Source organism: Chitinophaga sp. CC14 (genome assembly GCF_048957795.1).
Taxonomy (GTDB): domain Bacteria; phylum Bacteroidota; class Bacteroidia; order Chitinophagales; family Chitinophagaceae; genus Chitinophaga; species Chitinophaga ginsengisegetis.
In genome coordinates, this window is record NZ_JARBFY010000006.1 from 485,374 (window position 1) to 504,775 (window position 19,402).

A 19,402-nucleotide genomic window follows, 5' to 3' on the forward strand; every position below is an offset into this window, starting at 1 on the left:
GTAGCCACCACTCCCGGTGAACGGCTGCGTTTCTGTGCCGTTCACCTTTTACTCCAGCACCAGCCGGATCTCATTATTCCTTTTCATATCGGTGCTAAGGTTCAGCGTTTTTGATTCTTTCCCAAACCGTATACGTAACTCCGCCGTGTTTGGTGGAATGGAACCCAGGTTATCGGCAGTAAACAATAGTATGTTCTCACCGGGCTGCAGCCGGATAGCAATTTGCTGTACGGCTTTTTTTACGGGAAAGCCTGTAACTACCCACTGGCCGTTTAACCGCAGGGAAATGCTGTCGCCGTCCTGTATGCGTGTATCTTTCAGTTCCAGGATAATATCGGCGGTGCGAACCGGTATAGTGGCTACAGGTACCGCTGTTCTTTTGATCACGTTACTGGTAATGGTGTCTGTATTGTTATCAGCAGCAGCGCGATAAATATTTGCTACCAGGAAGGTGGCCCAGGCATTGGAGCGGTCGCTGAAATCAAATCCGTACGGTCTACCGTTAATGGTAGTACGAATCCGGCCGGTATTGGGCGGAAGCCCGCCGTAGTTATCTGCAAACAAAACAAAGTAGTTCCGGCCGGTGTCCAGCCGCGCTTTCAGGTGACGGTTATGATCATTGATCTGCTCCCTGGCAAAGATCGTGTTGCCGTTGTGGAGCAGCGTAATGGTATCTTCATCATATTTCTCCTGGTCTTCTATCTCCAGGGGAATCTCACTGTCTTTCGCCACAATGCTGTCGTAAATACCAAAATAAATCTGGTAGGTTTCAGGATGCATGATCCGCTGCACGCTGGAATCGGGCAGTGGCTTATTCCCGGCTTTTGTCAGTTTAAAATCCCCGCGGTACAGGAAGTCGCGCAAAGCTACTTTTGATTGTTCATAAATTTCATCGTCGTCATCTAATCCGCGCATCCAGAAGCTGGCTTTGTTGATCCACATGCGGCTCAGGGAAATACTGTTATCCTTGTAATTCATGGTACCATTGAGGTACCACATCCAGATGCCGAGCTTATACGGCGTTTCCTTCAACGGATATTTGTTGCGGCCTATTCCTAACTGCCCGTCGTTTTTCTTTGCGAGCAGTAGTTCATAAATACCGGTAAACTCCCCGTATTGTAAGGTGATCACCGCAGGGTACAATACGCCTTGCTGCGCCTCGCCAATATGCAGTTGCATGGTGATAGGTGTCCGGTTTCCCCAGGGGTGAAGGGCTGCTTTCCAGATGCCGGTCCATTTATCGGTTTGCGCGCCGGCAGTGTTGAGGATGGTGGTTAACAACACAATGAGTAAAAAGAATTTCAGTTTCAATATGGTCATCATTATTTATGATTCACAATTTAATACTATTTTGGGCGTGTAACAGCGCGTTGAATGCGCCGTTGTAAAATAACCAAATTTAAACAGATAATGGAATACACAAAGGAATACGTTGCAAAAGAAGAGCATATCGATGTACAGGATATTATGGATGGACTGTATTATCCGTTCTATATGGAGTATTGCCGGCACGACTATATCCGCGAAATACTCGGTTTTGATTTTGAGGAGCAGGCCAGGAATGGTGTTTATATGGTTTTATCAGGTTATAAGATCCAGTTTTTAAGATCCCTGAAAAAGGGAGATCAATTCACGGTTACCTGTACGTTGTTTGCGGATCCATCCGGCGGGCCGCGACTGCATTTCAAGCAATCGATCCTTCTCAATGGAAAGGTGATGACCAAAGCGGTTTTTACAGGCACCTGTATCCCGGCATCCGGAGGCCGCCCTTATTTACCGGCAGCTGTTATAGAGAAAATAGCAGGCGCACCGGTGATCGACAGCTCGGAAGTGTAAACCTGGAGATATAAAAAGCAAAGCGCCTTCGTTATGAAGGCGCTTTGCTTTTTTAGTTTAAAGTATTAAATTGTTTGTGCTATAGTATCCTATTATTAAACAGAACAGATGAACAAACTCCTTGCGGCACTGTCGCTTTCGCTGCTGGCATTAACCAGCGCCGGCCAATCTTCCCAACATGATCTGCAATTTAGTCAACTGGCCACCCGCTGGGATGAAGCCATACCACTTGGCAATGGTTTGCTGGGTGCGCTCATCTGGCAAAAAGATGATCACCTGAGACTTTCGCTGGACAGGGCCGACCTCTGGGACATGCGCCCCATGAAAGGATTGCATCGCAAAGAATTCAGCTACCAATGGGTGATAGACCAGGTTAATAAAAAAGACTACAAACCCGTTCAGCAATACCTCGATGCACCCTACGACCAGGAAGCCGCGCCTTCAAAAATACCGGGAGGTGCGCTGGAATTTGACACCAGGAACTGGGGCGCCGTACAATCTGTTCATCTTACCCTTTCCAACGCAGTATGTGAAGTAACATGGGCCGGCGGCGCACGCATGAAAACTTTTGTAGACGCCGTAAAGCCGCTGGGATGGTTTCGTTTTGAAAATGTAAACGCTGATTTTGCACCGCAACTGCTGGCGCCACAATACCAGGGCGTGGTGAAAAATGTAGCGGATCCGGTGGGCGGCGACGACCTGTCCAGGCTCGGCTACAAACAAGGCAGCATCCGGAAAACCGGCAACAGCATCACCTATCAGCAGGAAGGCTGGGGCGGATTTAAATATGAAATCAATGTACGCTGGAAAAAAATAAACGCTACTACTATAGAAGGCGTGTGGAGTATTTCCTCACAATATCCCGGTAAACCGGTTAATGAACTCGCCGCAAAGGTAACCGCCAAAGCCGCTGCCAATGATTTCAACAAAGAACTGGCAACGCATAGCAGCTGGTGGCAACATTTCTGGCATCAATCTGCTATTCATGTGCCGGATACCTTACTCGAAAAACAATGGTACCTCGAACAATATAAGTTTGGCTCCGCCGCCAGAAAAAATGCGCCGCCCATTTCCCTCCAGGCCGTATGGACCGCCGACAACGGCCGCATTGCGCCCTGGAAAGGCGACTACCACCACGATCTCAACACCCAGCTCAGTTACTGGCCCTCCTATAGCGCCAATCACCTCGATGAAGCAATGGGATATATTAATCACCTCGAAGCCAACAAAGCAAATTATCAACGTTATACCAAAATGTATTTTGGAGCAGACGGTCTTGCTGTACCAGGTGTTACCACGCTGGATGGCACTGAAATGGGCGGATGGATCCAGTACTCGCTCTCTCCTACCGTTTCGTCGTGGCTGGCCCAGCACTACTACCTGCAATGGCGTTACAGCATGGATAAGCAATTCCTGAAAACAAAAGCCTACCCCTGGATAAAAAGCGCCGCCTCATTCCTGGAAAATATTACCGTTAAAGACAACAACGGTCACCGCAAACTGAAGATAAGTTCAAGCCCCGAAATAAACGATAATAGCCTGGATGCCTGGTTCCTCCAAAATACCAACTACGACCTGGCGCTGATGAAATTCACTTTCAGCAAAGCCGCAGAACTGGCCACCGTACTGGGATTGAGCAACGAGGCCGCACACTGGAATAACATACTTTCGGAATTTGGCGACTTCTCCCTCTCCCCTGCCAATGAACTGATGTTTGCGCCGAGTATGGCGTATAATCAATCGCACCGCCACTTCTCCCACATGATGGCCATTCATCCGCTGGGGCTGATCAAATGGGAAGATGGCGCCAAAGCACAAACGATCATCAAAAACACGATTCACCTGGCGGACAGTATCGGGCCGGATTACTGGTGCGGCTACTCCTACGCGTGGATGGGCAATATCAAAGCACGTGCGAAAGACGGCGCCGGTGCGGCGAAAGACCTTCAGACCTTTGCCCGCGCCTTCTGCTCTGTGAACAGTTTTCACCTGAACGGCGACCAAACCAAATCAGGATTGTCGAAATTCCAGTACCGCCCTTTTACGCTGGAAGGTAACTTTGCCTTTGCCGCAGGACTCCAGGAGATGCTGCTGCAAAGCTATGCCGGCTTTATAGAGATCATGCCCGCCATACCTGCCACATGGAATAATGTATCATTTGAGCAATTGCGCACAGAAGGCGCTTTCCTGGTAAGTGCAAGGAAAGATGGCGGACAGGTGGATGAAGTAAAAATTGTTGCGGAAAAAGGCGGACAAACCCGCTTAAAGCTGCCGTTCAAAACTTTCTTTGCTGCCAGCAATAAAGGATTTGTAATAAATAGTACGGAAGATGGATTCCTTTCTCTCACGGCTGTTCCCGGAGCGGTGCTGGTGCTGAAGAATGGATATGAGTAAGATAGTTGCAGGGCTACGGCTAACAATGTTAGCGGTAGCCCATCATTGAAAAAGGATATTATTCCTGCGGCTTTTGTTAACCGGATGTTCTATTTCCCATTTCTCGGAAAAATATTTACCACACTCTTTGAGATATTTATAATACAGGTATTCTGTTTCAAAACTCAGCAGCAGTTCATAGCTGGGCCTGTATTCTACCATGAAAACCTCCAGCGCCGGCGATTGCAGCCCGGTGATCTTTTTTACCAGTGCTTTATTAAAACGGTGATCGATGTACTTCTCGCGTTCTTCCCGTTCCAGGAAGCGCCTGAAATTTTCCATCCGCTTAATTTTTTTCATACTGAATAGCGCATCCAGGTTAATGCCGGCGCCCATTCCACTGCCGCCACTGGTAAGGTACTCCGGCGAATAGTCGAACACTTTGCGGTATTCGTTGCGGAACTCTGCAGAATCCTGCCCGTAGCTGCGCGGCCGCGCGGCGGATACTTCTACTTCACGTAAAGAATGAATATCTACATGCAGGCTCATGTCGAACGTGCGGTTAACCGGGATCTCTTTTACGGCAAATTTCATAGTGGCTTTCCCCTGGTAAGAGAAACTGATGGAATCACTGACAGGCAATATAATGGTGTAATGACCCGCGGAATCGGTAACAGTACCGGCCCCGGAGTTACTCTTCACACTTACGCCCGCCATCCCGAAACGGGCCGTACGGTCGTATACAGTACCGCGAACCCGCACCTGCCCGGTGGACACCAGGTGAAGCGAGACGAATACTATCAATATAAATATCCTTTGTAAAAATTTGCTCATTTCCATCTCAATCTAAGACAGGATAGAAACATAAGCAAGCGTAGCCTGAATTATTAACAATTTTCTATGTTTTAATGATGCAGGTTGCCATGTTTTGCTATTAGCAATCCTATCGTATATTTGGCAGGAAAATTGACCCAAAGCACCCAAAAAAAAGTAAACCAGGCTTATGTACGAAGTAAACCCACTGACAGATGCGCTGAAAAGAGGCAACCTGTCGGCAGCAAAAGAACGGATCGATCAAGGTGAAAAATTACCCAAAGACCTTTCATCTTACGACAAAAAACAAATCTATGATACACTCATCAGGGCAAAAGCCTTTGAACTCATCGATACCCTGGTAAAAGACCGGATCATAGAAACGGATATTTACGAGTATGAAAAATTTGATGAGACGATCTTCCCCAGCCTGTTCAGGTACCTGGGCACTGAGCCGGCAGACCTGGACTTTCTTACTTCCTTCGTTGGAAAACTGGATAATATTAACGATGCCCTCCAGGATAAAACACTGTTAAGTGTTGCCTTCGACAACTCCGCTCCCATTGAACATATTAAAATACTGGTAGCCGCTGGCTGTAATGTTCATTATAAAGATAATTACGATCAAAACTACCTGTATAAAATCGTCCGCGAGTATGCCATCAAGGAAGATAAAGGCGTGGCTTACCTGGAATATCTTATCGGCGAAGGATTAGACCCCAATGCAGGAAATATTGTACAGGAAACGCCGCTGCATCTGGCCATCAGTAAATGGCAGGAAAAATATATAGACCTGCTGCTGCAAAACGGCGCAGACCTGAATCAGCCGGGGAAAGACGGCGAAACAGCTTTCTATGCGGCCATTGTACACCAGGTGTGTAATGCAGAACGGTATGAAAAGCTGGCCGCCTATGCTCCCGTGGATTTCGATATTGCCAACAAAAACGGGGAAACCGTTTTTTGCGGCGCTATGCGTATGCGCAGACAAGGCTCTCCATCGGAAGTACAGCTGCTGAAAGCATTGATCCGCGACGGCGCCGATATTTACCAGACCTCTCCCTACTATGCAAAAGACAAAGCAGCGCTGGACTGGATCGCGGAACACGCCGCGGATGTTTTACAGGCAGTGCTGGAAACAGGTGCGATAGAAATTGACCGCCGGGATAACGAAGGCAATACCCTTCTTCATAAAGTATGCGCCTACAATGTAAACTATGAACAGGAAGCGGCCAGGCAACTTTACCGCAAGGCAAAACTGCTGATAGAACACGGGGCAGATGTAAATGCCACCAACGATCTTGATCAGCGGCCAATAGACCTTGCCGGTCAGGATAACCTGAAATCAAAAACAGTAGAGTTACTTTTAAAAAATAAAGCGTAGTACCATGTCCATGTCTTTTATTATTGCCTGTGAAAGTGGCAAACGTAAAATAGCAGAAATTTTACTTGCCAACAACGAGGTAGATGTTGCCTATACCGATGAGAAAGGAAGGACTGCCCTGCATTACGCTGCGCATCACGGTTACCTGGATATTGCAAAGCTGTTGCTGGACGCCGGTGCGGATCTCGACTACGAAGATCATAATGGCGAAACACCCTTTTACTTTTCCTGTCTGCAAAAACAAAAACAAACCGCGCTGTTCCTGCTGGAAAAAGGCGCCCGCATTGATATCAACGATCTCCAGGGAAACAGCCTGTTACACCTCACTGCTAAAACCGGTCAGAAGGAACTGGTAGAAAAACTCCTGGAAAAAGGCGTTACTGTTGACCTGGAGAATAACCAGGCCGAAACACCTTTGCTCATTGCCTCCGCCTGGCGCAATAAAGAAGTGGTGCAAACGCTCATTGATCATGGCGCGGATGTGAATACCACCAATAAAGCCGGCGACAGCCCCCTCATAGTGGCGGTGCGGTCCAAAAACCTGGCAATGGCCGATGCGCTGATTCAGAATAATGCCAACGTAAACCATACCAATCACGCGGGGGAATCGGCACTGCTGATCGCCTGCTATGATACCAACCGGGCGCTCACCAACCTGCTTGTACAGCATGGCGCCGATGTGCTGATCACTTCTAAAAATGGTCTTTCCCCGATCTGGTACGCCTGCGCCAATAATCAAAAAGAGATTGTCACCCTCTTCCTGGATAAGGGCATTGATGTTAATTTCAGTCAGCCGCTCTCCGCAGATACCGCCAGTATGAACAGCTACCTGGATTGGGTGGAAAGCGCTTCCAGTCTTTCTATGGACAGCGCCTTTACCCTCAATCACACCTATAGCTACGGTGGCGAAAGCCTGTTACATGTAGCCGCTAAAAATGGCCATCTCAGCATGGTAAAGCTGTTGCTGGAACGCGGGGCCAATGTAAATATCCAGGATGAATCAGGGAATACCGCCCTGCATTACGCCGCCTCCAATGGTAAAAAGGATATCGTGAAATACCTGCTGGAACAACATGCAGATGTATCTGTTGTTAATACTAAAGAACAAAAGGCCATTGATTACGCCTCCATAAAAGGCTATAATGAAATTGCCGCCCTGTTGCTCAGTTATAATTCTCCCGAAGCAAAAGTCACGAAAAACGAGGCAGCTCCGGCCAGTGCGCCTGCCGGGAAAAGCATGGCAGATAAGAAACAAGCCTTACTGGATCTGAAAGAGCTGCTGGATGCAGGCATTCTTTCCGCCGCTGAATTTGATGAGGAGAAGGCGAAGATATTAAAAGGGTAATTCCATTGCGGCGCTCCTTCCACCAGGAGCGCCTGTTGTTTCCGGACCATCGCCCAATTTAAGCGGGCTCATAAAAAATAACTACCTTTAGCGCGTAACCATAACCGCTATATATCTCCGGAACGCTATGCGCAATGCTTTCGTAAAAAAAACAGCTATAAAGACATTGAAAATTATTTCAATATCAATTGCTGCAATCTTTCTTTTATTGTTCTTGCTCCCCGTTCTTTTTCCAACGGCCATCTCCAATAAAATAAAAACATGGACGAATAACAGTATTACCGGGGACCTGAACTTCTCCCGCGCGCGGCTGTCGTTTTTCAACCACTTCCCCTCGCTGACGCTTACCCTTTACGATTTTAGCTTAAAGGGCGCCGCTCCTTTTAAACAGGATACCCTGATAGCCGCCAACGAGGTGGCACTCGGCGTGAACCTTTCCAGCATCTTTTCCAGCGCCATTAACATCGATGAAATTTACCTGACCCGGGGAGATATCCATGTACTGGTAGATGCGGAAGGACATCCCAATTATAATGTGTACAAATCCGCGCCGGCCACCGCCGCCAGCAAGGCCGACAGCGGCAGCGCCTCCCTGAAAATAGAACGCATACAGCTGGAAAACTGCAACATCATTTATGACGACCAGTCGCTGCCCATGTACATCCAGGCCAAAGATGTGAACTATACCGGTAAAGGCGATCTGAGCAAAGCACAGTTCGACCTGCACTCACGGGTACGCATCGGCGCCTTTGATCTTACCTATGCGGGGACCTCCTATATCCTGTCGAAGAAATTAAACGGAGAACTGATCACCAAGATCAACACCAACTCCCTTGACCTGATTTTTGAGAAGAATGACCTGAAGCTGAATGAGCTGCCGGTACGACTAAACGGCTCCTTCGGATTCCTGAAAAACGGCTACCGGATGGATTTCCGTCTTAGTTCGATGGAATCCAGCCTGCATGCCATTTTCAGCGCACTCCCCGCGGAATACGTTACCTGGATGGATAAAACAGACATACAGGGAACTGCCGATGTGAATGCCAGCCTGATCGGGCAATACATCGCGGAAACCAACACCATGCCCGATGTAACCTTCAACATGAAAGTAAGGGAAGGCGTAATCACCAATGATAAAGCCCCTGCACCCATAAAGCACCTCTTCCTCAATTTCCAGTCGAGACTGCCACAACTCAATATGGATAGTCTTTATATCAATGTGGATTCTATCTTCTTTAATATTGATAAAGATTATTTCAGCTCCGTGATCCGTGTACAGGGACTTACCACACCCGACATTCACGTAAAGCTGAATACCGACATCGACCTGGAAAAATGGAACAAGGCAATAGGCGGACAATCTTTCGACATGAAAGGCAGGCTGCAGGCGCACCTGCAGGCCGATGGCAGGTATGCCAAAGGCGTTGTATACCGCGGCTTCCGCAAGCAGGCGGATACGGTGATCACCAGCGTTCCCGCATTCAGCCTGAAATCCACCCTGCGGAATGGCTACTTCAAATTTACCTCCATGCCACAGGCGCTCAATAACATCAGCTTCAATGTGGACGCCGGCTGCCCGGATAACGACTACGCACATACGTACCTCAACATTGCCGACATCAATGCGGATATGCTGAGTAACTATATCAAAGGTTTCTTCCGGCTTCACAATGCCCAGGAACCGGTGGTTGATGCACAGCTCGCGTCTGTACTACACCTCGGCGATATCAAACAGTTTTATAAAATGGACAGCCTGGACGTGACCGGCGATCTGAATATCAACATCGTCACCAAAGGCAGCTATGTACCGACAAAAAGACTGTTTCCCGTTACCACCGCCAAACTGGCCATGAATAACGGTACCGTACAAACGAAATACTACCCCCATCCTATTCAGAAAATAAATGTGGATGCCACCATTACCAATACCACCGGCACCATGCGTTCCTTACAGGTAGATCTCAAACCGGTAGCCTTTGAGTTTGAAGGACAACCCTTCATGCTAAAGGCCGATCTCAATAACTTTGATGATCTCCGGTATAATATTACTTCCAACGGTATCATCGACCTCGGCAAAATATATAAGGTGTTTGCATTACAGGGCTACGATGTACAGGGCTTTATAAAAACCGACCTCTCACTGCGCGGCACGCAAAGCGACGCCACCGCCGGCAGGTACAGTAAATTAAACAATAAAGGCTCGCTGGTGGTAAAGAACATTATTCTAACCGCCGAACTATTCCCGCTGCCATTCAATATTAAAAACGGTGTTTTCCGTTTCGACCAGGACAAAATGTGGTTCGATCAGTTTAATGCCAGCTATGGCAAATCGGTTATTACGCTGAATGGCTTTCTCAGTAATGTAATCGGTTATGCCACGCTGAAAAATCAAACCCTGCATGGCACGTTCGACCTGAAAAGCAACTACATCCTGGTGGATGAACTGATGGTGAACGGCGACACGAAAACCGCCGGCAAACCCGCCACTACGCCCAGCGGCGTTGTAATGGTACCCGCCAACCTGGCGCTGGTACTGAATGCAGCCGTGAATAAAATAAACTTCCAGGGCATCGCCATCGACAGCTTCCGCGGGCAGCTTAATGTAGACAGCAACAAAGTACGCCTGAGCAAAACGGGCTTCTCTATTATTGGCGCACCGGTAGAAATGGAAGCTACCTATGTAAGTATTCAGCCTAAGAAAGCCACGTTCGACTATCACATCAACGCAAAAGAATTTGATATAAAACGGGCATACAACGAAATAAAGATCTTTCATGATATCGCCTCTTCCGCCGCCAGTGCCAGCGGCATAGTGGGGCTCGATTACCAGCTTAGCGGCAAGCTGGATGAAAACATGCACCCGGTGTACCCTTCCCTGAAAGGAGAAGGCGTACTGTCAGTAAAGAAAATAAAGATGAAAGGCTTTAAACTGTTCAATGCCGTGAGCAGCTCCACCGGCAAAGATGATGTGAAAGATCCCGACCTCTCTAAAATAGATATTAAGTCGACCATCAATAATAATATCATCACCATTGCCAGAACAAAAATGCGGGTAGCCGGCTTCCGCCCCCGCTTTGAGGGACAGGTTAGTCTTGACGGAAAACTGAACCTGAAGGGCCGCCTCGGACTGCCGCCGTTTGGCATCTTCGGTATACCCTTCAACGTTACCGGCACGCAGAGCAATCCAAAAGTGCAGCTACGCAGGGGTTCCGGAAAAGATAACCTCGACGAAACGGCCGATCCTGATGAGACGCAAAATTGAGGATGCGCAAGTTATTTTTAAGATCGTAAGCTTTTAACCGGGTTGGCCAGTGCAGCGCGGATAGCCTGGAAACTTACTGTAAACAGGGCGATCATAACCGCCAGTAACGCGGCCAGTCCGAATATCTGCCAGCTAATAGTAATACGGTAGGCGAAATCCTGCAGCCAGCGATGCATTACCCACCAGCCCGCAGGAAAAGCAAACAGGATGGAGATCATCACGAGTTTTAAGAAATCCTTCGACAACAGGTTTACGATGTTGGTGGCGGTAGCGCCTAATACTTTCCGGATGCCTATTTCACGGGTACGCTGTTCTGCGGCATAAGCCGCCAGTCCGAATAACCCCAGGCAGGCGATGAAGATGGCCAGCACCGAAAAGGACAGGGAAATTCTGCCCATCCTGTTCTCCGACTTATAGAGTGCATTAAAATCATCGTCCATGAAAGAATAGCTGAATGGCTGGTTAGGAACTGTTAGCTTCCATTTTTCTTCCATCTGCGCAATCAGCTGCGGAATATTATTGCCCTTAATGCGGAGCGCCATACTGCCCCGGTTATCGCGGAGAAAAAGCGCCAGCGGCGTTACCTGTTCCCGCAGGGAATTGAAGTTAAAATCTTTCACCACGCCTACAATCGTATAGGCATCCATTTCCTTGCTCTGTGCGTCATCACGGAATGCATATATCTTTTGGTTGAGCGGATCTTTAAGTCCCATCAGCCTTGCAGCCGATTCATTGATCACTACCGCCTGCGAGTCTGTAGGAAAATCTTTCGAAAAATTCCGGCCCTTTATGACTCTCATGCCCAGTACAGGAATATACTGATCGTCTACCGACCATGTTTGCATAGAGATCGCGCTTTCCTGGTCAGGGATTGGTTTCAGGAACAAAGGATTATCATTGCGAAGAGATGAGGTGGGCAGATAGGAAGTCATAGTAGCTCCATCCACACCGTTCATTCCCAGTACATCCTGTTTGAAGGACCTGGCATGGCCACCCAGTGTATGCGTGTTTTGGACAATCATCACCTGCTCCCGGTTAAAGCCGAGTTGTTTATTACGGATATAGCTTAGCTGATTGTAAATAACCATTGTGCCTACAATGAGGAATATGGAGATACTGAACTGGAATACCACCAATGAATTACGTAACATGCCCGTCCGGAAACCTGCCGCAATAGTACCTTTCAGCACCAGCACCGGCCGGAACGCAGAAAGGAAAAAGGCAGGGTAACTGCCGGCGAGCAATCCTACCAGGACAGCTATACCCGCCAGCGCAGCCATCAGCCAGGGCGTAGTCAGCAACCCAATGCTCATTTCTTTACCCGCCAGCTCATTGAAATAAGGCATTAACAGCCATGCAATACCCAATGCGATGATTAAAGCGATAAAGCTGATCAGCATGGATTCTGTGATAAACTGCACAATCAGTTGCGTGCGCACAGAGCCCAGTACTTTACGGATTCCTACTTCTTTTGCACGGTTGGCGGAACGCGCCGTAGAGAGGTTCATGAAGTTAACGCATGCAATCAGCAGGATGAACATGGCAATGGCGGAAAAGATATAAACGTACTGGATGGAACTGTTGGGACTCAGCTCATATCCTTTGTTACTGTATAAATGAATGCTGGTGAGCGGCGTAAGACTATACCGGATATAGTTTCCTGTTTTCAGGAAATCTTCCATAGATGTATTCATAGCAGATCCTATCTGTGGCGCGATATATTTATCGACCATCTGGTCCAGCCTGGCGGGCATTTTCCCGGGGTCTGCTCCTTCTTTTAAAAGTATATAGGTATTGAAATTATTGCTGAGCCAATTGGAACTCCGGCTTTCTTCCGATCCTGCCAGCGAAGCAAAGAAATCGAACTGCAGGTGCGATTGTCCGGGCAGTGCTTTCAATACGCCCGTGATCTGGAAATTAACGCTGTCATTGATGAGCAGGTTACGACCTACCACATCGGTGCTGTTGAAATATTTGCGGGCTACCTTTTCCGTTACCACTACGGTATTGGGTTGCTTTAATGCCGTGGCCGGGTTGCCGGCTATGAGGGGTAGACTAAACACATTGAACAAGGTGGGGTCTGCATAGATCACCTTTTCTTCTTTTATATTCCTGGCATCCAGGCGAACCAGGAAGCCGCCGTAGTCACGGAAGCGGACGGCCTGCTCTACTTCAGGCAGGTCTTGTTTAAGCGCTTCCGCCATTGGTGCGGTGGCGGTGGCCACATCATAACGGGTGCCTCCAAATTTAATATCCGCATCCACGCGGTAAATACGGTCTGCCTGTTTATTAAACCGGTCGTAACTCAGCTCATCGAGTACGTAGATCATGATGAGCAAACAGGTAGCCAGGCCGATGGCCAGGCCCAGGATATTGATCGCAGAAAATTCTTTGTTCTTCCAAAGATTACGAAATGCAACCCTGAAATAACTTTTAAACATAAACGAAAATTTACCGGTTAAGAAGTGGAAACGGATGACCAAAGAAAGCGCCAATTCGTTAATCTATTCATAACCAGTTACCTATAACTATTTAAATCACATTTATTGTCCGCTTCCGGACAGTAATTGTTCAATTATAAACTGCCTTGTTTGTTCTCTTTAAAGATCCGTTCAAGTTCTTCCTGGAGGTGATCTTCCCGGAGATTTTGCGCAATGATTTTACCGGAGGGATCAATCAGGAAATTAGCAGGAATGGAGCGGATGCCGTATTGTTGCGCCACCACGTTATCCCAGCCTTTGAGATCCGACACCTGTGGCCACGTCAGCTGATCAGTTTCTATGGCCTTCAGCCAGGCGTCTTTCTGGCCGGGCATGTCCAGCGATACGCCCAATACAGTAAACCCTTTCTCTTTGTATTTATTATAGGCTTTCAGTACGTTGGGGTTTTCTTTCCGGCAGGGGCCACACCAGCTGGCCCAGAAATCAAGCAATACATAGTTGCCCCTGAACGAGGAGAGCTTTACGGCTTTGCCATCGGGAGCGTACTGTGTAAAGTCGGGCGCCAGCTTGCCCATTTCTGTATTTGCCCTGGAGGCGAGTAACACCGGGATTCTTTTTCCCAGGGGAGAATTTTTCAGATGAGGGGCCAGGCCTTCATACGCCTTTCCTGCTGCTGCGGCCATTCCCGGATGGGCGGCTGCCTGGGTAAGACTCACCACGCTGAGATAAGATGCCGGGTGCTTTTGGGCAAACTCCAGGTGAATCTGGTACGACTCCGTAAGCAGCTGGTTTTCGCGTGCTACAAAAGCATCATATACTTTTTTGTCTTTCTGTTGGGCTTCCGGCAGCGCTTCAAATTCTTTTGTCAGCGCGGCAAACTGTTCATCATTTTTTTTCAGCATGGACCGAAGCACAGCCTGCTGATCGTTTACAGGCGAGCCTTTGATCACAATGTTCTTCAGTGAATCGCGGGATTCTACCTTAAAGGTAGCGGGTTCCAGGTATAGCCTCACGTAGTCCATTTGCTGGCCGGCTGCCAGTCGCTGCACATAGGGATTTTGATTAAGGAATAAACTGGTGTAAACCGGGTATTCCAGTTTTCCCCTGAAAACAAAACGGCCATTTGTCACCATGGTGGAATCTGTGATCCGTTGATCTTCCACCTGGTAAACAAGATAAATTTTGTCGCCATTATGCAAACCATCTACCTTTCCGTTCAGCTCAAAGTGATCCTGGGCCTGGAGTGAAAGAGGATATACACCGATAAGCAACAATAATAATTTACGCATAGGATTGCATTTTAACGTTTATGGGTAACCGGTAGTTTGTTATGAAACCGGAAATGTAAGTCGTAAGTCGCGGCTACCAGCCTGTTCTATCTGAGCAGTTGCCGGATTCCGGCCAGGTGATGATCATCATGTTCTGCTACAAAATAAGCCAGGTCGATGATCCGCATGGGCGTTTTCAGGCGCGGGTGCAACGCTGATTTTGTCAGCTGCTCATCGTTCAGGCTCCAGAGACGGCTGACCAGCTGTTGCCGTTGTTCCCGGAACTGTTGCAGCAATACAGGGGCGGGTGTTGCATTATGATTGGCAGTATGTGTTTTCTGGTTAGTTAAATCTGCTACCCTCAGCTCTGTGGCGCCGTTGATAAGATCTTCCAAACGGCCAAGCCACAGCGGTTCCATATCTGCAAGATGTCCTGTTTCTTCATTGATACTCCACTTCTCCCCTGTTTTTATTACCAGTAATTCAGGAGATGTTGTACGGATGATCTCTTCTATACGGGCGGGCGTTCCGCTAAGCCGTTCAATAATACCTGGCAGTATACCGTTATCTTCAATAACGGGGAATATCCTGTTGAACCACTCTGTTCTTTTCATTACTATCTGTTTACTTAACTTAAAAATAATGATAATAAGTGATTTCTATAAAAAAATAAACAGCTATCAAACATTGCTATATCTCGTTAGGAATGCTGATAATATTTTTTAATTCTAAACATTCTTCTTAATTTCAGACCTCAAAATGAAAATAACCATATATGAAACCCAGAAAACCCGGATCCTTTTTTTCATTGATAATTTATTCTTATAGTTGTTAACCGCCGGGCATTCCCTGCCTGTACGCTGTTACGCTAATTCATTCCCTTATAAATCATTAAAGGCCCGCTGATGCACCGTCGTCGGCTGCTAAACTTATATCCTGCAGGATTGTCAGGTAACTATTTATTTATTCTTCACCCTCAAAATTTAATCAAATGGGTATTATCGTTTTTTATGAAGGCAACAATGGCACACAGAACATTGTACAAACAGTAGAAGACATTCCCGGCCAGGATTTCAAGCCGGTACAGAATGACGAGATCCGCTCTCTAAAACTATATGGCGTAAGACCAGGTTGTATCATCAAGGTATATGATTCACCGGACGGCTCCACGAACGATGACTTCTGCATTATTAATGTAAAAAGGGATTCGCCGGAATATACGGTGGCCACTTTTGAACGAAGCTATGAAGACGAATATGCGGTGGTAACGTTTATACGGAACAACGGCCTTGATGGCAAGGTATCGCGTATAAAAATAAACTGATGAATGAAAACAGCCGGCTCTCCATATCAGGGCCGGCTGTTTCTTTAGAAATTTGTGCTCCTCCTCAAATCACGCTTCCATTCATAAATACCTGTTGATCCCTTGAGTTGCTCAATGCTTTTGCTGAACAAAAGTTGGTAATTCAAATAAAGTTTGTAATTTAGTAGTCGCAACTACTAAACTTGATATAATGTCAAATCCAACACAACTCTCCTTTGTTTCACTCCAGGTGAGTGATCTCGACGTATCCGGAAAATTCTATACCGGAATTTTGAATTTTAAGCCGGTTTTAAAATCCCCACCCGACGCAATAGTATTTGAGCAAAAGAATGGTGCGGCCTTCGCTATCAGAAAGCCTATGATTGAACTTTCGAAAGCAAATTTGCTTGGCTGGGGAGTAGCCCTATGGTTTGCAATAGGCGACCTGGACACATTTTTGGAGACAAACAGGGAGAAAATTTCTATTGTCAAGGATATCCATCCTACGCCGTTTGGAAGAATCCTCGTTATATCCGATCCTGATGGTTATTCAATTACATTACAGGAAACAAAAGAAGGTTGATGGTATGGATAAACAAAATCAGATATTCTCCTATGTAGAACCGGAAGAAAACAGCGGGTACCTGCTTTGGCAGGTGACCATGCAATGGCAGTTAAGCATGAACAGGGCACTTGGAAAGATGGGACTCACGCTAACTCAATTTTCTTTAATGGCAGGCCTTTATTGGTTAAGTAGAAAAGAAAAAACAGTTACCCAGCAGCAATTGGCGGATTACGCTAATACCGATAAAATGATGACTTCTAAAGTATTAATGGCTTTAGAAAAAAAACAGATCATAAAAAGAATAAAAGATCCTGTCGACAGTCGTGCGAAACAATTAAAAATTACCAGCAAAGGCACACAAATACTAAAAGAGGCTTATCATATTGTTGAACAGGTAGATGCCGTATTTTTCAAAAATGTGATAAAAGATAAAGCGACATTCGATCATTTACTTATGAGATTAATAAAGTAGATAACGTTGAATGAGATAACTGCTAGTACGTTTCCTCTGCGTACGCCACGGTTTCATCCACCGGTGGATGAAATTCCTTTTCGCTCTTTGCAATAACGATCGTAGCCACGCCATTACCGATGATATTAGTGATGGCGCGCGCTTCGCTCATAAATTTATCTACCCCCAACAGGAAAGCAAGCCCTTCTACCGGAATTTTATGAATAGCCGTAAGTGTGGAAGCCAATACAATAAATCCGCTGCCGGTTACGCCTGCGGCGCCTTTCGAGGTAACCATCAGTATGCCTATAATAGTGAGGATTTCCCCGATAGTGAGATGTACGTCATACAGCTGTGCAATAAAAATAACGGACATCGACAGGTAAATAGAGGTCCCATCCAGGTTAAAGGAATAGCCGGTTGGCACTACCAGTCCTACTACCGATTTACTGCAACCCATTTTCTCCAGCTTCAGCATAATAGAAGGTAAGGCCGATTCTGAAGAGGAAGTGCCCAGCACCAGTAAAAGCTCTTCCCTGATATATTTAAGAAAACGCAGGATGCTCATTTTATAGTACTTCAAAATACCGCCGAGTACCAGGAAAATAAAAACGGCCATCGTCAGGTATACGGTGCCCATTAACTTGGCCAGTGGCACCAATGTATGCAAACCGAACTTCCCAACGGTATAGGCCATTCCCCCGAAAGCCCCCAGCGGGGCCAGGTACATCACATACTTCAGTGCTTTGAAAACCAGTTTGGAAAGTTTACCCAGGCCCCTGATCACCACCAGCCGGTGTTTCGAGTAATTGAGCAATACCCCGATGATGATAGCGGCTACCAATACCTGCAGCGTCATATTATTCAGAAAGAAGGAAAGCCAGTCGAAACTTTTTGCTGCACCGGAAGTATATTTGGAAGCATTTTCAATTTGCAGACTCGACTTATCAATTTTTCCCGGCTTGATCAATAATGCCATCAGCACACCGGCGGCCAGTGAAATGGTGGAAACTACCTCAAAATAAAGAAGCGACTTAACACCAATACGCCCCACTTTTTTCAGATCGTCCATTCCGCTGATACCTAAAACAATGGTCAGGAAAATAATCGGCGCAATAAACAGCTTGATAATATCAATAAAGGTTTTTCCTATGATTTCCATCTTCACACCGGTGGCCGGCGCCAGGCTGCCCAGTAATACGCCGGCGATAATGGCGATGAGCACCCAGAAGGTAAGATTGGTAAAGATCCTGATGTGTAAACTCCGTTTCACAGCTGCTTCCGGCTTGTACGAGGCTATATCTTCGTGCATGGGTTCGATCGATTTTCGTTGAAATTTCCGTCAAGTAACGAAATTTTAGCCGCTTATTTTAGCATGGGTCATATATTTATTTTATTGGATTTGGTTGCTCCATATTTATAACCCGCCGGTTTCAATAATGGAAATGATTTGTTGGCGTGCCTGTTTGGATTCAGGTAAGTTAATGAGCATCCAGTCGTGAACCATACCCGGATACTCCACATAAATAAACTGTACATCTTCCGGATCGATCATTTTCTTCAGTTTACGCGCGTCTGCCACCAGGATTTCCCGGGTCCCCACAAAAACAGAGATGTGCTCCAATCCCTTAAACGAACCATAGATGGGGCTAAGCAGGTAGTGGTCCAGCGGCGCATTGCCGGCATAGATCCTGCCGGCCTGTAAAAGCCCTTCCAGCCCCATAAAGGGGTCCTGCGTAACGATTTCGTGTATTTCGGGGTTACTGAGACTGATATCCAGCCACGGCGAAAGCAGGATCAATTGCCCCGGCTGCGGCAGCTGTTCTTTTACCAATAACTGGCATAAAGCCAATGCCAGGCCACCACCTGAAGAATCGCCCATCACAATCAGGTCTTCCTTTGCTACTTTCTCAAGTAATTCTTTGTAAAGCGCCAGGATCATATTAAATGTATCCTCAAAGGTAAAGTCCGGCGCCAACGGGTAGTCCGGTGCTGAAATGGTGCAATGTGTGGCGGCTACTAATTCAGTCATAAATGACCAGTGATGAGAGGTAAAGCGCTGTACATAAGCGCCCCCATGCAGATACAAGATATGCTTCCGCCCTCTCCCCGCGCGGGATTGCAGGGTAAAAACAGGATGACCGTTTACCAGGCGTTTATCCACTATACAAAATTTGTATACCTTAGTGGTTGGTTCCGGGCTACTATAGAAATTTTGCCTGCCTGTGGCCAGCAGCGTTTTTAAAAAATGCTTCTTCCCGATTAACCGGAGAAAAAAAGCGAATAATTTACTGTGTATACTGGCCAAATTGATCAGTTTAAATATGACAGCGGTGTTACCGGCATAATGTTTTACAATCGGTA

The 19,402-nt window shown here is 46.9% G+C and carries 15 protein-coding genes; 8 read left to right on the plus strand and 7 right to left on the minus strand.

Features of this window, described 5'->3' with window-relative positions; all coding sequences use genetic code 11:
- Positions 1-48 precede the first annotated feature (48 nt).
- Complete coding sequence (locus PV783_RS32450) at positions 49-1,323, minus strand: hypothetical protein (protein ID WP_143313680.1); 1,275 nt, start codon at positions 1,321-1,323, stop codon at positions 49-51.
- 87 nt (positions 1,324-1,410) lie between these two features.
- Here PV783_RS32450 and PV783_RS32455 point away from each other — a divergent pair, with 87 nt between their 5' ends.
- Positions 1,411-1,836 carry an acyl-CoA thioesterase gene (locus tag PV783_RS32455; protein ID WP_079472189.1) on the plus strand — a complete coding sequence of 142 codons (426 nt, stop codon included), beginning with the start codon at positions 1,411-1,413 and terminating at the stop codon, positions 1,834-1,836.
- 108 nt (positions 1,837-1,944) lie between these two features.
- Entirely contained in the window at positions 1,945-4,230 is a 2,286-nt protein-coding gene (locus PV783_RS32460) for a glycosyl hydrolase family 95 catalytic domain-containing protein (protein ID WP_420990907.1), read from the plus strand.
- A 42-nt stretch (positions 4,231-4,272) separates the two neighbouring features.
- Here PV783_RS32460 and PV783_RS32465 read toward each other — a convergent pair whose 3' ends face one another.
- Positions 4,273-5,013: a hypothetical protein gene (locus PV783_RS32465; RefSeq protein ID WP_336388350.1), complete on the minus strand. Its 741-nt coding sequence runs from the start codon at positions 5,011-5,013 to the stop codon at positions 4,273-4,275.
- 199 nt (positions 5,014-5,212) lie between these two features.
- On the opposite strand from PV783_RS32465, the gene PV783_RS32470 reads away from it, so the two are divergent.
- From PV783_RS32470 to PV783_RS32480, 3 genes are all read left to right on the plus strand, one after another.
- The gene (locus PV783_RS32470; RefSeq protein ID WP_079472192.1) at positions 5,213-6,403 is read left to right on the plus strand and encodes an ankyrin repeat domain-containing protein; all 1,191 of its coding nucleotides are present in this window, start codon (positions 5,213-5,215) and stop codon (positions 6,401-6,403) included.
- A 4-nt stretch (positions 6,404-6,407) separates the two neighbouring features.
- Positions 6,408-7,748, plus strand: a complete 1,341-nt coding sequence (locus PV783_RS32475; RefSeq protein WP_420990908.1) for an ankyrin repeat domain-containing protein — start codon at positions 6,408-6,410, stop codon at positions 7,746-7,748.
- A gap of 127 nt (positions 7,749-7,875) precedes the next feature.
- Entirely contained in the window at positions 7,876-11,010 is a 3,135-nt protein-coding gene (locus PV783_RS32480) for an AsmA family protein (protein ID WP_420990909.1), read from the plus strand.
- Between the two features lie 17 nt (positions 11,011-11,027).
- Here the strand turns inward: PV783_RS32480 and PV783_RS32485 are convergent, their stop codons facing one another.
- From PV783_RS32485 to PV783_RS32495, 3 genes are all read right to left on the minus strand, one after another.
- Positions 11,028-13,451: an ABC transporter permease gene (locus PV783_RS32485; RefSeq protein WP_420990910.1), complete on the minus strand. Its 2,424-nt coding sequence runs from the start codon at positions 13,449-13,451 to the stop codon at positions 11,028-11,030.
- A 134-nt stretch (positions 13,452-13,585) separates the two neighbouring features.
- On the minus strand, positions 13,586-14,740 hold the full coding sequence (locus PV783_RS32490; protein ID WP_420990911.1) for a redoxin domain-containing protein: 1,155 nt from the start codon (positions 14,738-14,740) through the stop codon (positions 13,586-13,588).
- An 86-nt stretch (positions 14,741-14,826) separates the two neighbouring features.
- Positions 14,827-15,333, minus strand: a complete 507-nt coding sequence (locus PV783_RS32495) for a DinB family protein (RefSeq protein ID WP_420990912.1) — start codon at positions 15,331-15,333, stop codon at positions 14,827-14,829.
- A 377-nt stretch (positions 15,334-15,710) separates the two neighbouring features.
- Here PV783_RS32495 and PV783_RS32500 point away from each other — a divergent pair, with 377 nt between their 5' ends.
- From PV783_RS32500 to PV783_RS32510, 3 genes are all read left to right on the plus strand, one after another.
- Positions 15,711-16,043, plus strand: a complete 333-nt coding sequence (locus PV783_RS32500) for a hypothetical protein (protein ID WP_420990913.1) — start codon at positions 15,711-15,713, stop codon at positions 16,041-16,043.
- Positions 16,044-16,233: 190 nt separating this feature from the next.
- On the plus strand, positions 16,234-16,605 hold the full coding sequence (locus tag PV783_RS32505; protein ID WP_079472199.1) for a VOC family protein: 372 nt from the start codon (positions 16,234-16,236) through the stop codon (positions 16,603-16,605).
- A gap of 4 nt (positions 16,606-16,609) precedes the next feature.
- Positions 16,610-17,059: a MarR family winged helix-turn-helix transcriptional regulator gene (locus tag PV783_RS32510; RefSeq protein ID WP_420990914.1), complete on the plus strand. Its 450-nt coding sequence runs from the start codon at positions 16,610-16,612 to the stop codon at positions 17,057-17,059.
- A gap of 22 nt (positions 17,060-17,081) precedes the next feature.
- On the opposite strand, the gene PV783_RS32515 is transcribed toward PV783_RS32510, so the two are convergent.
- Both PV783_RS32515 and PV783_RS32520 read right to left on the minus strand, forming a co-directional pair.
- The gene (locus PV783_RS32515; RefSeq protein ID WP_420990915.1) at positions 17,082-18,350 is read right to left on the minus strand and encodes a cation:dicarboxylate symporter family transporter; all 1,269 of its coding nucleotides are present in this window, start codon (positions 18,348-18,350) and stop codon (positions 17,082-17,084) included.
- A gap of 105 nt (positions 18,351-18,455) precedes the next feature.
- Entirely contained in the window at positions 18,456-19,346 is an 891-nt protein-coding gene (locus PV783_RS32520) for an alpha/beta hydrolase (RefSeq protein ID WP_420990916.1), read from the minus strand.
- Positions 19,347-19,402: the final 56 nt, after the last annotated feature.

Bases quoted from the DNA above. Each gene is read 5' to 3' on its own strand.
- PV783_RS32450 (WP_143313680.1), bottom strand. From the start codon at position 1,323: ATGATGACCATATTGAAACTGAAATTCTTTTTACTCATTGTGTTGTTA.
- PV783_RS32455 (WP_079472189.1), top strand. From the start codon at position 1,411: ATGGAATACACAAAGGAATACGTTGCAAAAGAAGAGCATATCGATGTA.
- PV783_RS32460 (WP_420990907.1), top strand. From the start codon at position 1,945: ATGAACAAACTCCTTGCGGCACTGTCGCTTTCGCTGCTGGCATTAACC.
- PV783_RS32470 (WP_079472192.1), top strand. From the start codon at position 5,213: ATGTACGAAGTAAACCCACTGACAGATGCGCTGAAAAGAGGCAACCTG.
- PV783_RS32475 (WP_420990908.1), top strand. From the start codon at position 6,408: ATGTCCATGTCTTTTATTATTGCCTGTGAAAGTGGCAAACGTAAAATA.
- PV783_RS32480 (WP_420990909.1), top strand. From the start codon at position 7,876: ATGCGCAATGCTTTCGTAAAAAAAACAGCTATAAAGACATTGAAAATT.
- PV783_RS32485 (WP_420990910.1), bottom strand. From the start codon at position 13,451: ATGTTTAAAAGTTATTTCAGGGTTGCATTTCGTAATCTTTGGAAGAAC.
- PV783_RS32490 (WP_420990911.1), bottom strand. From the start codon at position 14,740: ATGCGTAAATTATTATTGTTGCTTATCGGTGTATATCCTCTTTCACTC.
- PV783_RS32495 (WP_420990912.1), bottom strand. From the start codon at position 15,333: ATGAAAAGAACAGAGTGGTTCAACAGGATATTCCCCGTTATTGAAGAT.
- PV783_RS32500 (WP_420990913.1), top strand. From the start codon at position 15,711: ATGGGTATTATCGTTTTTTATGAAGGCAACAATGGCACACAGAACATT.
- PV783_RS32505 (WP_079472199.1), top strand. From the start codon at position 16,234: ATGTCAAATCCAACACAACTCTCCTTTGTTTCACTCCAGGTGAGTGAT.
- PV783_RS32510 (WP_420990914.1), top strand. From the start codon at position 16,610: ATGGATAAACAAAATCAGATATTCTCCTATGTAGAACCGGAAGAAAAC.
- PV783_RS32515 (WP_420990915.1), bottom strand. From the start codon at position 18,350: ATGCACGAAGATATAGCCTCGTACAAGCCGGAAGCAGCTGTGAAACGG.